Origin of the sequence: Streptomyces aidingensis (assembly GCF_900112355.1) — a bacterium.
Classification (GTDB): domain Bacteria; phylum Actinomycetota; class Actinomycetes; order Streptomycetales; family Streptomycetaceae; genus Streptomyces; species Streptomyces aidingensis.
On record NZ_FOLM01000013.1, the window covers coordinates 67320 to 88280 of the forward strand.

The following is a 20961-nucleotide window of genomic DNA, read 5'->3' on the forward strand; positions in this document are numbered from 1 at the left end:
GGGGCGGCGAGGGGAGAACTATCTGCCCCGGTAGGCGTCCTGCTCCTCGCTGCTGAGCTGGTCCTCGGGTTCTCGTCCCGGGGTCGGGAGGTCGAACTTGATGATCGCGAAGCGGAACAGCGTGTAGTAGATCACCGCGACCACCAGCCCCATCAGGATCAGCAGCAGCGGCTTGGCCGCGATGCCCCAGTTGAGCAGGAAGTCCGTCACACCGGCGGAGAAGCCGAAGCCGCCCCGCATGCCGAACGCCCAGGCCAGCGCCATGGACAGGCCGGTCAGCACGGCGTGGATGCCGTACAGCACCGGGGCGATGAACATGAAGGCGAATTCGATCGGCTCGGTCACACCGGTGAGGAACGCGGTGCCCGCCACCGAGACCATCATGCCGCCGACCACCTTGCGCCGCTCCGGCCGGGCGCAGTGGTAGATGGCCAGCGCGGCGGCCGGCAGGCCGAACATCATGATCGGGAAGAAGCCGGTCATGAACTGCCCCGCGGTCGGGTCGCCGGCCAGGAATCGGGCGATGTCACCGGTGACCACCGTGCCGTCCTCGGTGGTGTACGAACCGGCCTGGAACCAGGGGAAGGAGTTCAGCAGGTGGTGCATGCCGATCGGGATCAGCGCCCGGTTGAGCACACCGAAGATGCCCGCCCCGACGGAGCCGGAACCGACCAGCCACTCGCTGAAGTTGTGCAGGCCGGCGCCCAGCACCGGCCAGATGTAGCCGACCAGGATGCCCAGCACCAGGCCGGCCCCCGAGGCCAGGATCGGCACCAGCCGCCGGCCGCCGAAGAAGCCCAGCACATCGGGCAGCCTGGTGCGGTAGAAGCGCTGCCACAGCAGGGCCACCACGATGCCCATCAGCACACCGCCCAGCACCTTGGCGTCCACCGGTGCGCCGGTGCGCTCGTCGTGGAAGGTGGCCAGCACATTGCTGAAGACCAGATAGCCCACCACGGCCGCCAGCCCGGTGGCGCCGTCCGACTTGCGGGCGAACCCGACGGCGATACCGACCGCGAACAGCAGCGGCATGTTGTTCAGCAGGGCACCGCCGCCGGCCGCCATGAACTCGGCGATGCGGTTGACGGGCTCGGGGAAGTTCTCCCGGCCCAGCATGTCGTCGGCGCCGAAGCGCACCAGCAGGGCGGCGGCCGGCAGGGTGGCCACCGGCAGCATCAGGCTGCGGCCGATGCGCTGCGCCACCGCCATCGCCCTGGCACCGCGTCCCGGCGGCCGGGGCCTGCTCTCCGTGGTGTCCGTGGTGTCCGTGGTCTTCGGGGTCCCCGGGGACCCGCCTTCCGGGTCGGTGCTTGCGGTACTCATTCCATCCTCCAGGGGGCTGGACGCCGCCGGAGCGGGGAGGACGGCGGCGCCGCGGGATGATCAGGAAACCTTCAGAGCTGGAACCTGGTCTACACCATTGGGGTGGGTGTGCGTGCTTTCTAGCACGCGGGCCGCGCGGAAGGGAACCCTTGACTGCACAGGTCTTTGGGGCGGTACGACGGCGCAGCGGCGGTGGTCGGGCGGCGGGGATCCATGAAGGATGAATCACCGCAGAACGGGCCACCGGTGACATGGTCCAGACCCGACGGGCCTCCGGAACGGCCCGGGAGCCCTACCGTAGAGACGTTTCCACCGGGGGCACCGTCCCGGACGCGGACAGCGGAGGAGAGGCATCATGGTCAGCAGGGGCGAGAAGGCCGAGAAGGATGAAAAGGCGGAGAGGATCGTCGCCGGGCTCGGCGGCATCGACAACATCATCGAGGTCGAGGGCTGCATCACCCGGCTGCGCACCGAGGTGGAGGACGCCTCGCTCGTCGACGAGGCGGCGCTCAAAAGGGCCGGCGCGCACGGTGTGGTCAGGATGGGCACCGCCGTCCAGGTCGTCATCGGCACCGACGCCGACCCGATCGCCTCCGAGATCGAGGACATGATGTAGCCGGGAGACGCCGGACGCGGCGGGGCGGGGCGGGCCGGTGCACCGTTAGGCTCGCCCCATGTCTCGTATCGATGGCCGTACCCCCGATCAGCTTCGCTCCGTAACGATCCAGCGCGGCTGGAGCAAGCACGCCGAAGGCTCCGTCCTGGTCTCCTTCGGGGACACCCGGGTGCTGTGCACCGCCAGCTTCTCCGAGGGCGTCCCGAGGTGGCGGCGCGGCAGTGGCGAGGGGTGGGTCACCGGCGAGTACGCCATGCTGCCCCGCGCCACCCACAGCCGCGGCGAACGGGAGTCGGTGCGCGGCCGGATCGGCGGCCGGACCCATGAGATCTCCCGGCTGGTCGGCCGCTCGCTGCGCGCCGTGGTCGACCTCAAGGTGCTGGGCGAGAACACCGTCATGCTGGACTGCGACGTCCTCCAGGCCGACGGCGGCACCCGCACCGCCGCCATCACCGGGGCCTATGTGGCCCTCGCCGACGCCATCGCCTGGGCCGGGCGCAAAAAGCTCGTCAGGCACAGCGGCAAGGCGCTGACCGGCTCGGTGGCCGCGGTCAGCGTCGGTATCGTGAAGGGCGTGCCGCTGCTCGACCTCTGCTACGAGGAGGACGTGCGCGCCGAGACCGACATGAACGTCGTCTGCACCGGCGACGGCCGGTTCGTCGAGGTGCAGGGCACCGCCGAGGGCCAGCCCTTCGCCCGCGACGAACTCTCCGCCCTGCTCGACCTGGCCGTCTCCGGCTGCGACCAGCTGGCCGTTCTCCAGATGGAGGCCTTGGAGCGATGAGCCCCGCGAAACAGCCCGCCCGCCTGGTGCTGGCGACCCGCAACATCCACAAGGTGGGTGAACTCCGCGCCATCCTGGGCCGCGCCGGACTGCGGGTGGAACTGCTCGGCACGGACGCCTTCCCCGATGTTCCCGATGTCCGCGAAACCGGTGTCACCTTCGCGGAGAACGCCCTGCTCAAGGCGCACGCCATGGCCCGGGCCTGCGGCCTGCCGGCGATCGCCGACGACTCCGGGCTGTGCGTGGACGTGCTGGGCGGCGCGCCGGGGATCTTCTCCGCGCGCTGGGCCGGCCGGCACGGCAACGACCGGGAGAACCTGGAGTTGCTGCTGGCCCAGTTGGAGGACATCGAACCACCGCACCGCGGGGCGCACTTCCTGTGCGCGGCGGCGCTGGCCCTGCCGGACGGCACCGAGCGGGTGGTGGAGGGCCGGCTGCGCGGCACGCTGCGGCGCAAGCCGGTGGGCGGCGGCGGCTTCGGCTACGACCCGATCCTGGAACCGGAGGGCCACAGCCGCACCTGCGCCGAGCTGAGCGCGGAGGAGAAGAACGCGATCAGCCACCGCGGCCAGGCCTTCCGGGCCCTGGTTCCGGTGGTCCGCGAACTGCTCGACGCATGACGCGTCCGCCGCTGCCGGTCAGCCGGTGAGGTAGGCGGAGACCACGACATTGGCGGAGTAGCTGCGCTCGGCCGGGTCGAAGGTGCCGCCGCAGGTGATCAGGTGGAGTTCGGCGCGCTCGGTGTCCGGCGAGCCGTACACCAGCCGGGGGTCGAACTCCCGGCGCTGCACCACGTCCACCCGTTCCACGGTGAACTCCGCGGTGGAGCCGTCCAGCCGGGTCACCGCCACCTCGGTGCCCGGTTCCACCGCGCTCAGGCCGTAGAAGACCGCCGGTTCGCTCTCGGTGTCCACATGGCCCACCAGCAGCGCGGTGCCCGCCGCCCCGGGCACCGGCCCGTCCGCGTACCAGCCCGCCACATCCGGGACCTCGTACGGCGGCGGGTCCACCGCGCCGGTGGCGTCCAGACCGCGCGGCACCACCTCGGCGCGTATGCCGGCCGAGGGGATCTCCAGCAGGGTGGGCGGGGAGTCGCCGGCCAGCGGCCGGGCGGGCGGCGGCAGCACCGCCCCGGACGCCGGCCGTACCGGGGAGCCGGCGGCCGGCCCGGCGGCCGGGCCGGCCGCCGACGGCAGCCGGCCCTCCGTCAGGTCCCGTCCCCACAGCCAGAGTCCGAGCAGCAGCACGGACCAGGCCAGCATGGGCAGCAGCCGGCCGGCCGCTCCCCGGACGGGCTCAGTGCGGGGCACCGGGGTTCCCGGCCGCGCCGCCGCCTCCGGCCCGCACCGGTGCGCTCGGCCAGCCCTTGCCGGGCTGTTCCTGGTGCTTCCCGGGCTTCTCGTGCCCGCCGGGCAGCTCGTGGTGACCGGCGGTGCCGGAGTCGTGGCCGGTGATGACGATCCGGCCGCGGGGCTCCTTGGCCCCGCCGTCGCAGGAGATGTCCACCGGGTACACCCCGGGCCGGACGGAGGAGCTGATCCGCGCCTTGCCGGTCAGCTCCCCGGCAGCGCCGGGCGACAGCCGGGCCTGGTGCACAAACGCCTCGGAGTGCGCGGTGCCCCCTCTGCCCGGGCAGCCGTGGACCCGGATCGTCACCTCCGCGCCCGGCCGCGGGTCCATGGGCGCGATGTGCACCTCCGCGCCGCCGGGCCGGTCCGTCGGCTGCGCGCCGTGGCCGCCGCCGCTCCCGCCGCCGCTCCCGCTGCCGTGCTGTCCGCCGTGCTGTCCGTCGTGCAGTTCGAGCAAGGGGCTGGGCTCACCGGCGGGGTGGGCCTTCACCGGCAGCGCGACGCATCCGGCGGCAGCCGCCAGGACCAGAGCGGCCAGCGACAGCGCCAGGACCGGCGACCGCCGGTGCTCCGGCCGCGGGTGCGGGGGATGAGGGCAACAGGTGATGCTCATCGGGCAACCTCCGGATCGGTACTCCGAAGGTCGCCCGGCGCACCGCCGCCCGCATCCGCTGCGGCGCCGCGTTACGCCATCGGGAGCAGCAGCCGCGCCCCGGCGCCCCGGGCCCGGGCGCCCCCGGCCTCAGACCCGGTCGACCAGATCGGCGATCGAGTCCACCACATTGGACGGCACAAACGGGTGCCGGTCCACATCGTCCGGCCGGGTCAGCCCGGTGAGCACCAGGAAGGTCTCCATGCCCGCCTCCAGCCCGGCCAGGATGTCGGTGTCCATCCGGTCCCCGATCATGGCGCTGGACTCGGAGTGCGCCCCGATGGCGTTCAGCCCGGCCCGCATCATCAGCGGATTGGGCTTGCCGACGAAGTACGGCGCCTGCCCGGTGGCCTTGGTGATCAGCGCCGCCACCGAGCCCGTCGCCGGCAGCGCGCCCTCGGTGGACGGCCCGGTCTCGTCCGGGTTGGTGGCGATGAACCGCGCCCCGTTGTTGATCAGCCGGATCGCCTTGGTCAGCGCCTCGAAGCTGTAGGTGCGGGTCTCGCCCAGCACCACATAGTCCGGCGCGGTGTCGGTGAGCACATAGCCGATGTCGTGCAGCGCGGTGGTCAGCCCGGCCTCGCCGATCACATAGGCGGTGCCGCCGGGCCGCTGGTCGCCCAGGAACTGCGCGGTGGCCAGGGCGGAGGTCCAGATGTTCTCCACCGGCACCTCCAGTCCCATCCGGCTCAGCCGGGCATGCAGATCCCGCGGGGTGTACATGGAGTTGTTGGTCAGCACCAGGAACGGCCTGCCGGACTCCTTGAGCCGTTTGAGGAACCGGTCCGCCCCGGGAATCGGCACCCCCTCGTGGATGAGGACGCCGTCCATGTCGGTCAGCCAGGATTCGATCGGCCTGCGCTCTGCCACTGCTGCGGACTCCTGCCGTGCGGGTACGCGCCTTACGCGGGTACGGGGTCGGGACCACCGGTGAGGCACCCCGCCGTGCCGCACCGATGATCCCAGCGTATGACAGGGGCGCCGCCCTTCACCCGGCCGAGGGCCCCCGGGCCGCGCCGGCCCCCCGGCGGCCGTCGCCCGTCATCCGGGTGGTGAAGCTGAACCGGTCGCCCCGGTAGAGCGAGCGCACCCGCTCCAGCGGGCGGCCGGCGCCGTCCCGGGAGGCCCGGTGGATCAGCAGCATCGGCAGCGCGGGCGGGGTGCCGATCAGCAGCGCCTCGCGCGGTGTGGCCAGCACCGTTTCCAGCCGCTCGTCCGTGTCGCCGAGGACGATGCCCAGCTTGTGCCGCAGATAGGTGTAGAAGGAGGAGTCCGGGTCGAACTCCCGGTCCAGCCGCGGGGCCCGGGCCACCGCGAGATAGGTCGACTCCAGCCCCACCCGCTCGTCGTCCGCCAGCAGCACCCGCTCCAGATGCCATACCGCGTCGCCCCGGGCCACGCCTATCTCGGCGGCCAGCCTCGGCGGGCACGGATAGCGCTCCAGACCGATCAGCCGGCGGCCGGGCCGCAGCCCCTGGCGCCGTACCCCCTCGGTGTAGCTGACCAGCGAGAGCGGATGCACCAGCTTGGGCCCGGCGACCACCGTGCCCCGGCCGCGGCGGCGCAGCCGGCCCTCCAGCAGCAGCTCGCGCAGCGCCTGGCGCACGGTCTCCCGGGCCGCCCCGAACCGCTCGGCCAGCTCCCGCTCGGCGGGCAGCGGTTCGCCCTCGCCCAGTTCGGCCAGCAGTTCGTCCAGGCGGATCTTGACCGCGTAGTACTTCGGCACCCGCCCGTGTTCCGGGACCCCGGCGCGGACGGGCGCGTTGCCGTCCTGCGGGATTCCTCCGCTCCACACCCCGGCATTCCTCTCGCATCGCGGAACCCTGACCCTGACCTGACTGTCTATCAGATCATCAGGTGCGGCGGGCGTCCGATTGCGAAGCGTCAGATACCCGTCATATACCGCTTGCGCGCCTCTTTCCGGGGCGCGCCGGACATCCCCGCTCCGGTCTGCTCGGACGCGCCCCCGGGGCCCGGCGGTTCCGCGCCCCGGGGGCGCGACGGCGCACGGAGGTGCCGGCCTGTGGTGCGGCCGGCCGGCCGCCCGCGTCAGATCCCCAGGTCCTTGATGAGCTTGGCCACATGGCCGGTGGCCCGCACGTTGTACAGCGCCCGCTCGACCCTGCCCTGCTCGTCCACGATCACCGTGGAGCGGATCACCCCGGTGATCTTGCGGCCGTACATGGTCTTCTCGCCGAACGCGCCGTACTCCTGGAGCACCCGCTTCTCCGGATCGCCCACCAGGGTGACCTTCAGATTCTCCTTGGAGCGGAACTTCGCCAGCTTGGCCGGCGCGTCCGGGGAGACACCGACCACGTCGTAGCCGGCCGCCGAGAGCAGGTCCAGACTGTCGGTGAAGTCACACGCCTGCTTGGTGCAGCCCGGCGTCATGGCCGCCGGGTAGAAGTAGACGATGACCTTGCGGCCCGCGTAGTCGGCCAGCGACACCGGATTGCCGTCGGCGTCCGGCAGGGTGAAGGCGGGGGCGGGCTCGCCCGGCTGCAGGCGCTCGCTCATCGTTGCTCCTCGGGAGGGTCGGTGCGGGGGCCGGGCCTGGTCCGGCCGGTGCCGCTCCAGCCTAATCGGGGGATCGGCGCGCGCCCCGGAGGTGCGAGCTGACAAGATTGGCCATCAGAGTTCGACGACGCGATCACGGAGGCGCACCGTGTCGGAAGCCAGCCCGGCAGGCGGCGGCAAGGCCAGGGGACGGAACAAGGGTCCCTCGCGGGCCGAGATCCAGGAGAGCATCAGGCGCCGGCGCGCGGAGCTGAGGGACACGCTGGAGGAGATCTCCGTGCGTGTGCAGCCCGGCATCGTGGCGCGGGAGGCCCGCAGCCGGGTGGCCTCCGCGATGGACCGGACGGCGGGCAAGGCGTATGTGGCGGCCGGCCGTACGGTGAGCGGAATGCGGACGCAGCTGGTCCGCGACGACGGCGCCCCGCGGCTGGACCGGCTGGTCCCGGCGGCGGTCCTGGTGGTGGCGGCGGTCGGGCTGCTGGTCGTCGGCAGCAGACGGCGTCGCCGGTAGCCGCCGGGCGCCGGTACTGAGATACGGTCTTCACGTGAGCACCCAACCGACCCACGACAAGCTGCCGATCCGGATGCTGCACGACCGGGTGCTGGTCCGGACCGACACCTCGCAGGGCGAGCGCCGCTCCTCGGGCGGCATTGTCATCCCCGCCACCGCCGCCGTCGGCCGCCGCCTGGACTGGGCGGAGGTGGTGGCCGTCGGGCAGAGCGTGCGCACCGTCGAGCCGGGGGACCGGGTGCTGTACGACCCGGAGGACCGGGCCGAGGTGGAGGTGCGGGGCGTCGCCTATGTGCTGATGCGGGAGCGTGACCTGCACGCCGTCGCCTCCGAGCGCCTGGAGGGCGCGGACGACGCCACCGGCCTCTATCTTTAGCCATCTCCAGCCGTCTCCAGCCGTCTCCAGCCAAATCCAGCGGTATCCCGGCCGGCTGCTGCGGCATGCGGCCGGCACCGTGCGACGCACTGCCCGCAACGGACCGCCGCAACGGGCGGTCAGAACGGGAGCTGCGGAGCGGGGAACGGGACGGGCGGCAGGACCAGGGGCGGCGGCGCCCCCGCGCCGTCCATGCCGCCCGGAGCCGGCGCCCCGGTCATGCCCTCCGGCGCCCCCTCCACACCCGGCCCCGGCTCCTCCGCTCCCGCTCCCGGGCCTTCCGTGTCCCCGGGACCCGCAGGCTCGACGGGCTCGACGGGCCCGGCCGTCCCGGCCGTTTCCGCGGGCTCGGCCGGCCCGGTGGGGTCCGCCGGTCCGGGCGGCTCCGGCGGGGTCTCCAGCTCCGTGCCGTAGTCGTCGGGCAGATCCGCGCCCGGCTCATGGGTGCGGTCCAGGTCGAAGTCCCGCACCGGCCGGTCCGCCAGTGCCGAGGCGGTGTAGCGCGCCCAGATCCGGGCCGGTACGTCCCCGCCGTAGACCCGGTCCGAGCCCAGCGCCCCGTACAGCGACATCTGGGCCCCGGTCGCCGGGTCCTGCCCGAGCAGCATGACCACGGTGGCCAGCTCCGGGGTATAGCCGGCGAACCAGGCCGCCCGGTCGTGCTCGGCGGTGCCGGTCTTCCCGGCCGCCGGCCGGTTGGCCGCCTGGGCCGCCATTCCGGTGCCGTGCCGCACCACCCGCTGGAGCAGCGCGGTGGTGCCGTCCGCGGCGGCCCGGCCGATCGCCCGCTCCGCCCGGCGCGGCGGCAGCGGGAACTTCTCCTCGCCGCTGCCGGTGGAGGTGACCGAGGTGACCAGGGTCAGCGGGTGCCGCAGGCCGTGCGCGGCCAGCGTGGCATAGGCGTGCGCCAGGTCCAGGGCGCTCGGGGTGACCGTGCCCAGCGCAATGCTGCCCTGCGCCTCCTCCAGCCCGGGGGTGTCCTCCGGGATGCCCAGCCGGACCACCACATCCCGCACCCGGTCCGGGCCCACGTCCTGGCCCAGCTGGGCGAAGACCGCGTTCACCGACTGGTTCATGGCGCCCTCCACGGTCATCGTGCCGTACTGGGCGCCCTCCGCGTTCTCCGGCGCCCACCCGGTGCCCCGCCCGTCCCGGGCGAGGACCTCCCGGCCGCTGGTGCCGTCGTACTCCGAGCGCGGCCCGATCGGCTCGCCGGACCGGTCGGTGGAGGCGTGCTCCAGGGCGGCGGCGTAGACGAACGGCTTGAAGGTGGAGGCGGCCTGGTAGTCACGGCGGGTGGCGTTGTTGACGAACTGTTCGGTGAAGTCGGTGCCGCCGTACAGCGCCAGCACCTTTCCGGTGGCCGTCTCCACGGACGCGGCGCCCGCCCGCACCGCCGCGTCCTGCTCCCGGTCGGCGCTGAGCCGGGCGGCCAGCTCGCTCTCCACGGCCTCGGTCAGGGCCTGCTGGGCATTGCGGTCGAAGGTGGTGGTGATGCGCAGGCCGCCGGCCTCCAGCCGGTCCGCGTCCACCAGGCCGGCGTCGGTGAGATGCTCCGTCACGGTCTCCACCAGATAGCCGCGCTGGCCGCCGAGCCCGGTACTGGTGTCCGCCTCCGGGCCGGAGGCGCCCGGGGTGCGCGGCTCCGGGAAGGCCATGCCGCGGCGCTCCTCCTCGCTCAGCCAGTCGGAGGCGACCATGCCGTCCAGCACGTAGTTCCAGCGGGCCAGCGCCTGGGTCCGGTGCTCGGGGTGGGCGTGCACGTCGTAGGCGCTGGGCGCGTTGAGCAGGGCGGCCAGATAGGCGCCCTCGGCGGTGGTCAGCCGGTCGGCGTCCTTGTCGTAGTAGGCGCGGGCCGCGGCCTGGATGCCGTAGGCGCCCCGCCCGAAGTAGCTGGTGTTGAGATAGCCCTCCAGGATGTCGTCCTTGCTCACCTTGTGGCCCAGCTTCAGCGCGATGAAGAACTCCCGGACCTTGCGGTCGACGGTACGGCTCTGGTCCAGGTAGTAGTTCTTGACGTACTGCTGGGTGATGGTGGAGCCGGACTGCGGGGCGCCCCCGCGCAGCATGTTCCAGCCCGCGCGGATCATCGCCTTGGGATCGACGGCCGGGGTGGAGTAGAAATCGCGGTCCTCGGCGGCCAGCACGGCCTGCCGCACCGGCACCGGCACCCGCTCCAGCGGAATGCTCTCCCGGTTCACCTCGCCGACGCGGGCCAGCAGCGAGCCGTCGGAATAGAGAAAGGTGTTGGCCTCGGCCGCGGCCACGGACTTCGGCTCGGGGATGTCCACCAGCAGATAGCCGGCGGCGAACGCGCCGCACGCCAGGGCGACGGACAGCAGCGCGCCGCCGAGCACCATCCGCCAGGTGGGGACGAGGCGTCGCCAGCCGGTGCGCCGCCGCCGGCGCGCCCGGGCCCGCGCCCGGGCCCGCAGCAGCCGCAGGCGGCGGCGGACCCGGGCGCGGAAGGCGGAGGAACGGCGCCCGCGCGCGGGGCCGGGGACATCGGCGCCCGGCATCTCCCGGCCGTCCGGAACCTCCGGAGCGTCCGGGACATCCGGAGGGTCCGGCGCGCCGTCGTGGCGGTCCGCGCCGCGCCGGCCGTCGCCGTCGTCCTCGCCGTCGCCGTGGCGGTCCGGGTCGTGAGGGCTCTCGTGGTTGTCGTTCATCCGAGTCCGGACTCCTCGTCCGTGGCCACCCGCGCGGCCCAGTGGACCGGCAAAAGGGAATACAACACCATCTTCCGGTCAGTGTGTCAGCACTCCCCGTCACCGTCAGGGCAGCCACGCCCGGACGGGGGACCACGAGCCCCGCCATGGACCCCGGCCGTCCTCCGACGGCGCTACAGCGGACGCGCCGCGCCCTCGCCCAGCACGGACAGATCCAGCGCCGCCGCCATGGCCGCATAGCCCGCGTCGTTGGGATGCAGATGATCGCCCGAGTCGAAGGCCGGGAGCAGCCGGTCCGGCCGCCGCGGATCGCGCAGCGCCCGGTCCAGGTCCAGCACCGCGTCGAACACCCCGCCCGCCCGGATCCCGGCGTTCACCCGCTGCCGCACCTCCTCGTGCCGCACCGTCCACAGACGCGAACCCCCGCACGGCGCGAGCGTGGCACCCACCACCGCCAGCCCGGCCGCCCGCGCCCGGCCGGCCAGCTCGCGCAGCCCCGCCACCAGCTCCCCGGCATCGCCCCCGCCGGGGTCGCGCCGGATGTCGTTGATGCCGAGCTGGACGATCAGGGTGCCCGCCCCGGCCGCCTCCGGCACATCCGCCGCCAGCCGGTCCAGGCCCCGGTCGCCCTCGAACGGCCGGGCCGGCGAGGCGTCCCGAAGCAGCCGATTGCCGCTCAGCGCGGCATTGAGCACGCTCAGGCGCGGCGCGCCCGGCTCCGCGCGCAGCCGCCCGGCCAGCCGGTCCGTCCAGCGCCGGTTGGCGCCCGGGGTGGAGGTGACCCCGTCGGTGAGGGAGTCGCCGAGCACCACCACCGCCCCGCCCGCCGTCTCGTCGCGCACCTGCATCCCGCTGAGGAACCACCAGCTGTCGGTCGTCCGCCGGCCGTCCCCGTCCCCGCCGACGCCCGCGGGCAGGAAGGCCGCCCCGGACTCCTCCGCCGCATGGTCCCCCGGCGCCACAAAACCCGTCTGCATGGCCCACCGGTGATAGGTGCCGGTCCGCGGCACCCCCGAGAGATGGAAGGTGACCAGCAGCCCCGCGCCGTCCGGCACCTCCAGCTCCACCGGATCGCTCCACACCTCCCGGCCGGCCGGCACCCGGACCGGCGAGGCGCCCCGGAAGGACAGCTCGCGCATGGTGCCGGGCAGCGCGGCCGGCCCGCCGTCCTCGGCCAGCGCCACCGTGGCACGGGAGAGCAGCAGCGGACCCTCGCCATGACGGTTCGACAGCTCCACCCGCACCGCGTCGCCGCCCACCGAGGCGAACACCACATTGCGCACCGAGTGGTTCTCCAGCAGCAGCTCCAGGTCCCCCTCGCCCAGCGGCGGCGTCACCGCCGCCGACCAGGACGCCACCCAGGGCCCCTCCGCGGCCGGCACCGCCTCCGGCGCCGGGCCCACCGGCCAGGTCAGCGGCGGGGCGGAGGCCGTCCCCCCGCCCCGGGCAGTCAGCACACCGCCGCCCGCCACGCCCAGCAGCACCATGGCCACCAGCGCGGCGAGCATGCCGCCGTGGCGTCGTCCCATCGCACCGGCCTCCCCCTCGGCCCGGCCCGGCCGGGCCGGACGGTGGTCCCCCTCATGGTCGCATCCGGCCGCGTCCCCCGCCCGCACCGCCCGACCCCGCACAATGCAGTCAGGGAACACACCCGGGGCAGACACGGGCAGACAGCCGGCGGGGAGCGCCCCGGCCGGGGGTAGACCGAACAGGTGACACGGATGAAGCAGACCACCACACCGCCGGGAACCGGCGACCGCGCCGCGCTCCCGCCGGCCACGGCCGCCACCGCCGGCGCCGCCGGCGGCGCCGGGAGCGGCGGCGGCGCGCCACGGCGGGGCCGCCTCACCGACTCCTTCACCGAGAGCGACCGGGCCAAGCAGCGTGCCCTGCGCCGGATGAAATCCCTCGCCACCGGGCTGCTGCTGTTCGTCGCGGTGGTCTATGTCCTTGCCACCTGGGCGGAGCGCGCCGGCGCCGGAGCCTGGGCCGGCTATGTGGCCGCCGCGGCCGAGGCCGGCATGGTGGGTGCGCTCGCCGACTGGTTCGCCGTCACCGCCCTCTTCCGCCACCCGCTCGGCCTGCGCATCCCGCACACCGCGATCATCCCCACCAAGAAGGACCAGCTCGGCCAGTCGCTCGGCGACTTCGTCGGCGAGAACTTCCTCTCCGAAGAGGTGATCCGGGAACGGCTCCGCTCCATCGCCCTCGGCCGCCGGCTCGGCGACTGGCTCGGCCGCCCCGAGAACGCCGACCGGGTCACCGGCGAACTCGCCTCCGCACTGCGCGGCGGCCTCGCCGTGCTGCGCGACAACGATGTGCAGGCCGTGGTGGGCGAGGCCATCACCCGCCGGGCCGAGGCCGCGCGGATCGCCCCCCGCCTCGGCGATGTGCTGGCCCGCACGGTGGCCGACGGCGGCCACCACCGCGCCGTGGACCTGTTCTGCGCCAAGGCCCACCGCTGGCTGACCAGTCACCGGGAAACCGTGATGGAGGCCGTCGAGACCGGCGCCCCGGGCTGGACCCCGCGCTTTGTGGACCGCCGCATCGGCGAGCGCGTCTACCGGGAACTGCTGCGCTTCGCCGCCGAGATGCGCGACCAGCCGGACCACCCGGCGCGCGGCGCCCTGGACCGTTTCCTCGGCGACCTCGCGGAACAGCTCCGCGGCGACCCGGAGACCCAGGAGCGGGTGGAACGCCTCAAGACCGAGTTCCTGCACCGGCCGGAGATCCAGGACATCATCACCTCCGCCTGGTCGTCGGTGCGGGCCATGCTGCTCACCGCCGCCGAGGACGAGCAGAGCGCGCTGCGGCTGCGCGCCCGCGCCTCGGTGCTCTCCCTGGGCCGGAAACTGGCCGAGGACGACCGGCTGCGCGCCAAGCTCGACGGCTGGGTGGCGGACGCCGTGGTCCATGTGGTGAGCGGCTACCGCCGCGAGATCACCCGGCTGATCACCGACACCGTCGCCGCCTGGGACGCCCGGCACACCTCCCGCAAGATCGAACTGCACATCGGGCGCGATCTCCAGTTCATCCGCCTCAACGGCACCATCATCGGCGCCCTGGCCGGTCTCCTCATCCACACCTTCACCCACACCCTCGGCGGCTAGCCGGCCGGTGCCGTCAGGCCGCGGAGGCGTGCGCCGGGGGCGGGCACCGGCACGGGGCGGCCCGGCGCGTCCGGAGGCCCAACTGCCACCCGGTCATGGACGCCTGGTGCCGGGGCCGGGCGGGGCCGCAGGGCCGGGCCGCCGGACCGGCACGATAGTCTGGATCCCTGCGCGCCTGTAGCCCAGCTGGCCAGAGGCCGCCGACTTAGGATCGGCGTGTCGCGGGTTCGAGTCCCGCCAGGCGCACCCGTCGAGCCGGTCAACAGGCCCCGGAACCACCGGTTCCGGGGCCGTTCGGCATCCGGTGGGCGGGGCTGGCGTGGCGGGCGGAGCGGGCGGGATAGCGTGGGGGTGTCGGCTGTAACTTCCCTCTCCCTGTGGAGGAACTGAGCGATGGCAACCACGCGCACCGCGACTACCAACTGGAACGGCCCGCTGATCGGCGGCGCCGGCAAGGTCGAGCTGGAGTCGTCGGGGCTCGGCAGCTATGACGTCACCTGGCCTTCCCGGGCCGAGGAGCCGAACGGCCGGACCAGCCCCGAAGAACTGATCGCAGCCGCCCACTCCTCCTGCTACTCCATGGCCTTCTCGGCGGGACTGGCCAAGGCCGGGACCCCGCCGGAGACGGTCGAGGTCCAGGCGGCCGTGACCTTCCAGCCCGGTGAGGGGATCACCGGCATCGTGCTGAAGGTGCGGGCCCGTATCCCGGGGATCTCCGAGGAGGACTTCCGGGCCGCGGCCGAGACGGCCAAGGAGAACTGCCCGGTGAGCAAGGCGCTCAAGGCGGTGCCGATCAGCCTGGAGAGTGCCGAGCTGCTGAGCTGAGCGCACCCGCCCGGCGTCGCCCGGGAACCGGCCGGGCCGGGACGGTGATCCGTCCCGGCCCGTGCCCGTCCCGGCCCGTGCTCAGCCGGCCGGCCGGGCGGCAGCCGCAAACGTGCCGCGGCCGGCCGCCGGGTCGTAGCGCAGTCCCAGCCAGCCGAACACCGCGCCGAGCGCCGCCCACAGCACCGCGTGCCCGGCCAGCGACAGCAGCCGGAAGTCCCAGAGCAGTTCGGCCGGCACCCGCACCGGGTCCGGGTTGGGCGGCAGCAGGAACAGCACGGTGAGGGTGGCCAGCAGGACGAGCGCCACCGCGGAGTGGCGGACCGGCGCCGGCCGGCCGGCCGCGGCCAGGGTGCGGTGCAGCCGCCAGGCGGCGGCCGTGCCCGCCGCCCCCAGGAACATGGCGGTGAGCCAGAGGAGCTGCCGGTCACCGACGGTCCCGGAGTCCCCGACCCCCGGCGGGCTCGCCGGATAGCGCAGGCCGGGAAGCAGGGACAGCGCCAGGAAACCCGCGCCCGCCAGGGTGAGCGCGCGCATCCAGTGGTCGCCGCCGCTGAGCGCGGTGCGCCGGTGCAGCAGGGCGTAGGCGATGCCGAAGAAGACCCCGAGGGCCAGGCCGGTCACCACGGCGGTGACGACCAGTCCGAAGTGCTGCGTGCCCCGGCTGAAGACCTCGGTCTCGCCGTGCGCCAGCGAGGCGGCGAGCGCCAGGGCCTGGCCGGTGTGTTCGCGTTCCTCCTCCAGAGCGATGGCGCGGTCCATCAGCGGCCCGGCCACCAGCAGTGCGAAAAGCCCGGAGAGCAGCCCCGCCGACCCGCCCGCGGCCAGGCCGCGGGCGAGCAGGGGCAGCACCGGGGAAGGTGCTGACGTCGTCATGTGCGGTTGTCCTCCCGTGAACTGCCGTGTCCGGCCGTGTCCCGCCGTGCCTCAGTGGCAGGGAGCGCCGAACAGATGACGGCCGTCGTGGGAGAACTCGTGCAGATAGTCGCCGGTGGCGGCGATGGCCTGGCCGTTGTCGAAGAAGACCGCCCAGAGCGCGAGCAGGGCGATCACGGCGGCGACGGCCGCGATGGTCCAGTCCCGGGCGGAGCGGACGGACGACGCGTCCGCGGGGACGGCTGCCGGAGCGGCGGCGGCCGGGTCAAGGGTGTGCTCGGACATCCCTACCTCCTCCTGGGGTTTCCACGCCCCATGGATCGGAGAGCGACGGGTCAGTTCCTGGCTTCCGGACGGGCTGGCACGGCAGGCACGTCCGGTCACAGTGGCGGGACCGCCCCGGCTTCGCACCGGGTTCCTGAGGGACCGTCGCCTCGGTATGAACATATGGCCTCATGAGGGTGGCAGGCCGCTCGCGCCCCGTCAACGTGGGCCGTCACACCCGGGGCCGGTGTTTCAGCGGTGCGGCAGGAGCCAGGACGGGCCGTCCGGGGAGTCGGTCCACAGGGTCTGGTACGGGCCGTCCACGGTGATGCCGAAGCGCCGTGGCCCGGGGCGCCCGGCCGCCGTCCAGACGTCGTGCAGCTCCTCCAGCCGGGCCCACAGCCGGCGCGGACCCGCCTCCTCCACCCGTCCGGCGCGGTGCAGGCGCGCGATGGAGCCGTCCGCGGCGCGCAGGCAGACGAGGGTGGGGGAGTCCCCCTCGGGGTCGGGATCGCGCCGCCAGTCGAGGTCGGGTTCGACCAGGCTCAGCAGAAAGCGGAAGTCGTCGTCGTCCACGGCGGCGGCGCCCAGCGCGGTTCGGCGGGCGTCGGCCGGTCCGGGTTCGGCGGGCGGGGCGGTGACCGGGGGGCGTCCGACGGCGGTGGCCGAGGCCGTGGCCCGCAGCGGCATGAACCAGGCGCCGGCCAGGAACCGGCCCTCCGCCTCGTCCGCCCCGGTGCGCCGCAGCCGGGCCACGGCGTTGCCGAGCGGGGCCACCATCAGACCGTCCCTGGTGAGCTGCCGCAGCCAGGGCAGGGGGACGGTGTCCACCCGGCAGGTGGCGATGATCCGGTGGTAGGGGGCCTTCTCCGGCCAGCCGAGGGCGCCGTCGCCGGTGATCACGGTGGGGTGGTAGCCGGCCTCGGCGAGATGGGCGCGGGCGGCGGCGGTGAGTTCGGGGGTGATGTCGATGCTGGTGACGTTGGTGTCGCCGAGCCGGTGGGCGAGCAGAGCGGCGTTGTAGCCGGTGCCGGTGCCGATCTCCAGCACCCGTTGTCCGTCGGCGGTCTCCAGTTGGTGCAGCATCTCGGCCATCAGCGAGGGCTGTGAGCTGGAGGAGGTGGGTTCGCCGCCGAATCTGCGGGTGACCAGGGCGTTGTCCGAGTGCACGCCGCGCAGCCAGAGTCCGGGCCGCTGTTCGCGGGAGATCTTCAGACCGGAGGGGTCGTAGTAGTACGGCACGAAGAGGTGGCGGGGAACGGCGCGGAAGGCGGCGCGCCAGGCGGGATCGGGCAGGTCGCCGGCGTCCTCCAGGGCGGCGGCCAGTTCCTTGCGCAGCCGCTCGGCCGTCCGCTCGATCTCCGCCGCGGCGCCCGCCGGTGTGCTGGTGCGCCGCTCGGTTTCCGCGCCCTGCTTCACGTCCTCGCCCTCCGCCGGTCGTCCCTCGGGTCTACGAGCACCGTGCCACGTATGCCGGATATGCCGCACCCGGATAACCATCGAACCAGCCAGTAACGCCCGTCCGCACTTCCGCCGGCGGCTGCCCGGGGCGCGGCGGTGCCGTGACCGGCGGACGCGGCCGGTGTAGGAGACTGCCGGCAGTGGTCCGGGAAGGCCGGGCCGGTGTTCCTTCGTCTCAGGGGTGTTGTGTGGCCAGTGTGGTGAAGATCAATGTGCTGACGGTCAGTGCCGAGCAGCGGGCGGTGCTGGAGGAGCGGTTCGGGGCCCGGGCCGGGATGGTGGAGAGCGCGGACGGCTTCGAGTGGTTCGAGCTGCTGCGGCCACAACAGGTGTTCCGATGTACCACTAGTCAAGCCGCGGGTAAACCCGTTCGAGGGTACGGCCGGGAGCGTGATCACGCGGGCGGTCGGAGGGACTTTTGGGCGGGAGCTGCCATGGGGGGAGAGATCGGGCGCCCGTACGCTGGCTCCGCGAATCGGGCTGGCTTGTGGCCTGCCCGGTATGTAGCCCGATGGGGCGCCCGGTCTTCGAGGCTCCCCCCATGGTGGCTGCCTAAAAGTCCCGGAGACCGACCGCCCCGACACACGATGTGTGTGGAATTCAGTCCTCGATACCGGATGCCTGGCGGAGAACGGCCAATTGCGGATTCGCCCGTTTATGCGTGGAGTCAATGACGCGCAGAACCTCTTGCCACATGGGGTTGAGTCGTGCCAACTGAGGTGCTGTATTCCATGCGCGGTAAAGGCTGTCGAGTGAGGCGGAGACATCACCCACGTCCAACTGGGCTCTTGCTGCCGCGATGTAGGTGTGGGCGATTCGCAGTGGCGGCAGGCCGCTGGTGGCCGTCTCCAGGTCATCCGTCAGGCCCAGGGCCTTTTTGGGGCGGCCCAGGTCTGTCAGCGTGGCCAAGTTGTGGACGAACGTGTTGCGTGGGCCGAATGTCAGCCCGTGTACCTTGAAGTCGTTGGTGAACGGCTGTGAGGCATGGCGGGCGGATTGAATGTGGCGATTGGCTTCGCGTCGGGCCTCCTTGTCGTCGGGCAGTCTGCCTGCGAGAGTCATCCCGCGCAGGTTGAGCAGCCCGACGGCGATGTCTCGTTCTTCGCCGCTCAGTGCGCGTTCAGCCCTGCTGATGGCACGTTCAACGACCATCAGACCGCCTTCGCAGTCCCCGAAGTTCAGATAGGTACCTGCCCTGTCCCTGGCGGCCACGGCCTCGCTCAAGGGGTTGTGCTTCTGTCCGGCCGCCCAGCGCTGACGAGATACCGCCAACTCTGCCAGGTCCATCCAGCGGTGGCGTGCGGCCATCCAGTAGACCGACCCGTACACGTCTGCCAGGGCAGCCCAGCTTTCCTCAGAGTTCTCGGCGTGGGCCAGAGATGTGGCCTTTTTGAGGAGCAGTGGAAGCATGGGCATCAGCTTTGTGATCTTTGCTGTGTCGCGGAGCTGATCAACCCGTTCCAGCTCCGCATGAATCTCTCCGAGTGTTGGCGGCTTCACTCGTGGCAGATCGAAATCACGAATCGCCTTGCGGAGATCGGCAATTACTGCTTCCTCGTCGTGAGCGATCGGTGCCCGTCCCTGGACTTCAGCCATGGTTACTCCCATGGCACGTCCGAGTGAGGCGGCTGCCGAGGGCGTGAGGGTACGATCCCCCACCTCGATCTTGCTGAGGAGGGACACTGAGATATTTGCTTTACGAGCCAATTGGAGCTGCGACAGACCACGGTCCTTGCGCAGCTTCTTGACGTTGGCTCCGGGAGTTAGTTGCGTCTCCATAGGCGTGCTTCTCTCGGTGCTGTGGCTCTGCTCACCATGCTCTCATCCTTTCAGGCACGCCGCACGGTGCCTGTCACCTCACGCATTGTGCAACTTCTGTGCAAGTCACCTCGCCGCACCGTCAGTTAACTGTCTGTAAGCAGACGAGAACCCCCGCAGCCGTGGTAGCGGCCCGGGGGCGTGGCCAGTCGCTGGAAGGAGCGCTGACGCATGAAGAGTAACGCCCGGAGGTCGGGGCCGAGGAGCGTAAGGCCGGGTTCCGGCCTGGTGGAACAGCCGGAACGCCTGAGCTGTGACCGAGGCGAGTTGGTGCCGCCGCCCGGCGCTGCGGTTCCGGTGGTGGATGCGGCGACGATGGTGTTGCCGCGTGTGTGGCCGGAGCGTGGGGGCTGGGCTCGGGTACGGCCGTACGTGCGCCGGATTCCGGGTCTGGTGCGGCCCCGGCGTCGGGTGCTGGTGGTCGCGCGGGGGTGGCGCTGATGCCTCCCGTGTGGATGAAGCCCGGTGCGGTGGTGCGTGACGGGCGGGTGCGGCAGCTCGGACAGGTCGTTGAGGTGCTGGGTACGGCTGTTGTGCTGCGGCCGGTCAAGGGACGGGGTCGGCATTGGCGGACGGACGTGCGGTGCTGCCATCGGGTGAGCGACCGTGAGTCCCTGCCGGTGCTGGCGCGGCTGGCGTCGCGGGTGTGGGGGAGGCGGCAGGCGTGAACAGCGAAGAACTCCCGGGACTGGAGCGGGGGCAACTGGTTCGGGACACGGCGCGTGATCAGGTCGGTGAGGTGATGGACTTCGTTGGCGGGCGGGTGCAGTTGCGTCCGCTGGCGGGCGGCCGTGAGTGGGATGCGGACCGGGAGCGCGTCACGGTCCTTGATGCCCGCGAATCGCTGCGTGTGCGGGTTGCGGTGGAGAACCGGCGCTCGCGTTGGGGGGTGCCGAGGTGAGCCGGGCCGTGATCAAGACAGCGGAGTGGACGCTGTCTCTGGATGAGTCCCCGGATGTGCCCCGGATCGTGTACAGGGCGGCGTGCCTGGAGTGCGGGATGGTGTCGCTGCCGGGGTCGGATGAGTCGCTGTCGGTGGAGGTGTGGGCGATCAAGCACACTGGGCTGAATCCCTCGCATCGCCGGTTCACATTGCGCACGGCTCAGCCGTGGGTGGTGGAACCGGCGCCGGGCAACCCGTACTACGACGCGGAGATGGACGAACGGCACGACCGGGCGCGGAATGAGGCGGGGTAATGCCTGACTGACCAAGACTCCTCGGGGCGGGCCTGCGTTCTCCCTTGCCCCGGGGTCGGCCGGGATTGCCCGGCCGGGTGCGGCTCGGTTCCCATCGGTGGCTCGTGGGGACCGGGCCGCTTTGCTGTGGCGGGAGCGCGACGGTTGGGCTGGTGGTGGTTTCGGTGGTGGGCCGGGGGCTGCCGCCGGCCGGAGGGGCGCCGGGCGGTGGGCCTTGCGGATGGTCTCCGGGTGGTGGGCTGCCCGGCGTCCTGGAGGCCGTCGGCCGGTGAGCACTCGGGGTTGGCGGTGGCGGGATGTCGGGCTGTTCGTGCGGGTCGTGTGTGCGCCGGTCCGGTGCGGGGAGCGGCGGGGGCGCCCGGACGGGACCGGCCGGAGGCCGCATGCCCGGCCGGGGCGCCGGGAGGCGCGGGCGCGCCGGGCGGCGCGCCCTCTTGAGTGAGTAGAGAAGAGTTTCGACGGCTTCGCCGGGAGCGGCCAACGGTGGGCAGTGCAGGGCGGTTTGGGCGCTTGGGGCTGGGGGTATTGTCACTGCCCGGTGTCACACTGTGAGGACACAGGTTTCCGTGCGGATTCTGCGTGGTCCGCTGCTGACGGTTCGTCGGCCTGAGTG

Annotated in this window: 21 protein-coding genes, 1 tRNA gene, 1 pseudogene and 1 riboswitch; of the genes and pseudogenes, 11 read left to right on the top strand and 12 right to left on the bottom strand. The window is 72.8% G+C overall.

The genetic code is table 11. From position 1 onward, the window contains the following. Positions 1–18: 18 nt before the first annotated feature. On the bottom strand, positions 19–1209 hold the full coding sequence (locus tag BM242_RS21450; RefSeq protein WP_093840530.1) for a PTS transporter subunit EIIC: 1191 nt from the start codon (positions 1207–1209) through the stop codon (positions 19–21). 469 nt (positions 1210–1678) lie between these two features. On the opposite strand from BM242_RS21450, the gene BM242_RS21455 reads away from it, so the two are divergent. The 3 genes from BM242_RS21455 to rdgB are packed head-to-tail and all read left to right on the top strand — an operon-like array spanning position 1679 to position 3343. Then, on the top strand, positions 1679–1939 hold the full coding sequence (locus BM242_RS21455) for a PTS sugar transporter subunit IIB (RefSeq protein WP_093840531.1): 261 nt from the start codon (positions 1679–1681) through the stop codon (positions 1937–1939). 58 nt (positions 1940–1997) lie between these two features. Then, complete coding sequence (gene rph / locus BM242_RS21460; protein ID WP_093840532.1) at positions 1998–2723, top strand: ribonuclease PH; 726 nt, start codon at positions 1998–2000, stop codon at positions 2721–2723. Then, complete coding sequence (gene rdgB / locus BM242_RS21465) at positions 2720–3343, top strand: RdgB/HAM1 family non-canonical purine NTP pyrophosphatase (RefSeq protein WP_093840533.1); 624 nt, start codon at positions 2720–2722, stop codon at positions 3341–3343. The genes rph and rdgB overlap by 4 nt, the downstream gene beginning before the upstream one ends. Before the next feature lie 18 nt (positions 3344–3361). Here the strand turns inward: rdgB and BM242_RS21470 are convergent, their stop codons facing one another. The 5 genes from BM242_RS21470 to bcp form a co-directional block, all read right to left on the bottom strand. After that, the gene (locus tag BM242_RS21470) at positions 3362–4033 is read right to left on the bottom strand and encodes a class F sortase (RefSeq protein ID WP_425443904.1); all 672 of its coding nucleotides are present in this window, start codon (positions 4031–4033) and stop codon (positions 3362–3364) included. Beyond that, positions 4020–4685: a hypothetical protein gene (locus BM242_RS21475; protein ID WP_093840534.1), complete on the bottom strand. Its 666-nt coding sequence runs from the start codon at positions 4683–4685 to the stop codon at positions 4020–4022. The genes BM242_RS21470 and BM242_RS21475 overlap by 14 nt, the downstream gene beginning before the upstream one ends. A gap of 129 nt (positions 4686–4814) precedes the next feature. Further along, positions 4815–5594, bottom strand: coding sequence for an HAD-IIA family hydrolase (locus tag BM242_RS21480; protein ID WP_093840535.1), 780 nt, complete (start codon positions 5592–5594; stop codon positions 4815–4817). Between the two features lie 118 nt (positions 5595–5712). Further along, positions 5713–6519, bottom strand: a complete 807-nt coding sequence (locus BM242_RS21485) for a GntR family transcriptional regulator (protein WP_093840536.1) — start codon at positions 6517–6519, stop codon at positions 5713–5715. Between the two features lie 254 nt (positions 6520–6773). After that, on the bottom strand, positions 6774–7241 hold the full coding sequence (bcp, locus tag BM242_RS21490; RefSeq protein ID WP_093840537.1) for a thioredoxin-dependent thiol peroxidase: 468 nt from the start codon (positions 7239–7241) through the stop codon (positions 6774–6776). Positions 7242–7389: 148 nt separating this feature from the next. On the opposite strand from bcp, the gene BM242_RS21495 reads away from it, so the two are divergent. Continuing rightward, positions 7390–7752, top strand: a complete 363-nt coding sequence (locus tag BM242_RS21495; RefSeq protein WP_093840538.1) for a DUF3618 domain-containing protein — start codon at positions 7390–7392, stop codon at positions 7750–7752. 73 nt (positions 7753–7825) lie between these two features. Next, positions 7826–8128: a GroES family chaperonin gene (locus BM242_RS21500; protein WP_093840627.1), complete on the top strand. Its 303-nt coding sequence runs from the start codon at positions 7826–7828 to the stop codon at positions 8126–8128. Positions 8129–8247: 119 nt separating this feature from the next. Here the strand turns inward: BM242_RS21500 and BM242_RS21505 are convergent, their stop codons facing one another. Together BM242_RS21505 and BM242_RS21510 are read right to left on the bottom strand one after the other, a co-directional pair. Then, entirely contained in the window at positions 8248–10797 is a 2550-nt protein-coding gene (locus tag BM242_RS21505) for a transglycosylase domain-containing protein (protein WP_245834371.1), read from the bottom strand. A gap of 173 nt (positions 10798–10970) precedes the next feature. Then, on the bottom strand, positions 10971–12326 hold the full coding sequence (locus BM242_RS21510) for a GDSL-type esterase/lipase family protein (RefSeq protein WP_093840539.1): 1356 nt from the start codon (positions 12324–12326) through the stop codon (positions 10971–10973). A 192-nt stretch (positions 12327–12518) separates the two neighbouring features. Here BM242_RS21510 and BM242_RS21515 point away from each other — a divergent pair, with 192 nt between their 5' ends. The 3 genes from BM242_RS21515 (at position 12519) to BM242_RS21525 (ending at position 14732) form a co-directional block, all read left to right on the top strand. Continuing rightward, the gene (locus BM242_RS21515) at positions 12519–13907 is read left to right on the top strand and encodes a DUF445 domain-containing protein (RefSeq protein WP_093840540.1); all 1389 of its coding nucleotides are present in this window, start codon (positions 12519–12521) and stop codon (positions 13905–13907) included. A gap of 171 nt (positions 13908–14078) precedes the next feature. Next, a tRNA-Leu gene (locus BM242_RS21520) sits at positions 14079–14153 on the top strand. A 147-nt stretch (positions 14154–14300) separates the two neighbouring features. Beyond that, a complete protein-coding gene (locus BM242_RS21525) occupies positions 14301–14732 on the top strand; it encodes an OsmC family protein (RefSeq protein ID WP_093840541.1) in 432 nt (143 codons plus the stop codon). Positions 14733–14813: 81 nt separating this feature from the next. Here BM242_RS21525 and BM242_RS21530 read toward each other — a convergent pair whose 3' ends face one another. The 3 genes from BM242_RS21530 to BM242_RS30920 all read right to left on the bottom strand — a co-directional run bounded on the left by BM242_RS21530 (position 14814) and on the right by BM242_RS30920 (position 17291). Further along, on the bottom strand, positions 14814–15608 hold the full coding sequence (locus BM242_RS21530; RefSeq protein WP_093840542.1) for a CbtA family protein: 795 nt from the start codon (positions 15606–15608) through the stop codon (positions 14814–14816). A gap of 51 nt (positions 15609–15659) precedes the next feature. Next, a complete protein-coding gene (locus BM242_RS21535) occupies positions 15660–15893 on the bottom strand; it encodes a CbtB domain-containing protein (protein WP_093840543.1) in 234 nt (77 codons plus the stop codon). A gap of 30 nt (positions 15894–15923) precedes the next feature. Next, positions 15924–16054: riboswitch (cobalamin riboswitch) on the bottom strand. A gap of 70 nt (positions 16055–16124) precedes the next feature. Then, entirely contained in the window at positions 16125–17291 is a 1167-nt protein-coding gene (locus BM242_RS30920) for a methyltransferase domain-containing protein (RefSeq protein ID WP_281254704.1), read from the bottom strand. Positions 17292–17521: 230 nt separating this feature from the next. On the opposite strand from BM242_RS30920, the pseudogene BM242_RS30490 reads away from it, so the two are divergent. Continuing rightward, positions 17522–17656 (top strand): annotated as a pseudogene (locus BM242_RS30490) (antibiotic biosynthesis monooxygenase family protein); the annotation flags it as partial. A gap of 277 nt (positions 17657–17933) precedes the next feature. Here the strand turns inward: BM242_RS30490 and BM242_RS21550 are convergent. Next, entirely contained in the window at positions 17934–19112 is a 1179-nt protein-coding gene (locus tag BM242_RS21550; protein WP_093840545.1) for a helix-turn-helix domain-containing protein, read from the bottom strand. 703 nt (positions 19113–19815) lie between these two features. Here BM242_RS21550 and BM242_RS21555 point away from each other — a divergent pair. Together BM242_RS21555 and BM242_RS21560 are read left to right on the top strand one after the other, a co-directional pair. Continuing rightward, on the top strand, positions 19816–20052 hold the full coding sequence (locus tag BM242_RS21555; protein WP_093840546.1) for a hypothetical protein: 237 nt from the start codon (positions 19816–19818) through the stop codon (positions 20050–20052). An 8-nt stretch (positions 20053–20060) separates the two neighbouring features. Continuing rightward, the gene (locus BM242_RS21560; RefSeq protein ID WP_139238397.1) at positions 20061–20348 is read left to right on the top strand and encodes a DUF7848 domain-containing protein; all 288 of its coding nucleotides are present in this window, start codon (positions 20061–20063) and stop codon (positions 20346–20348) included. Positions 20349–20961 lie beyond the last annotated feature (613 nt).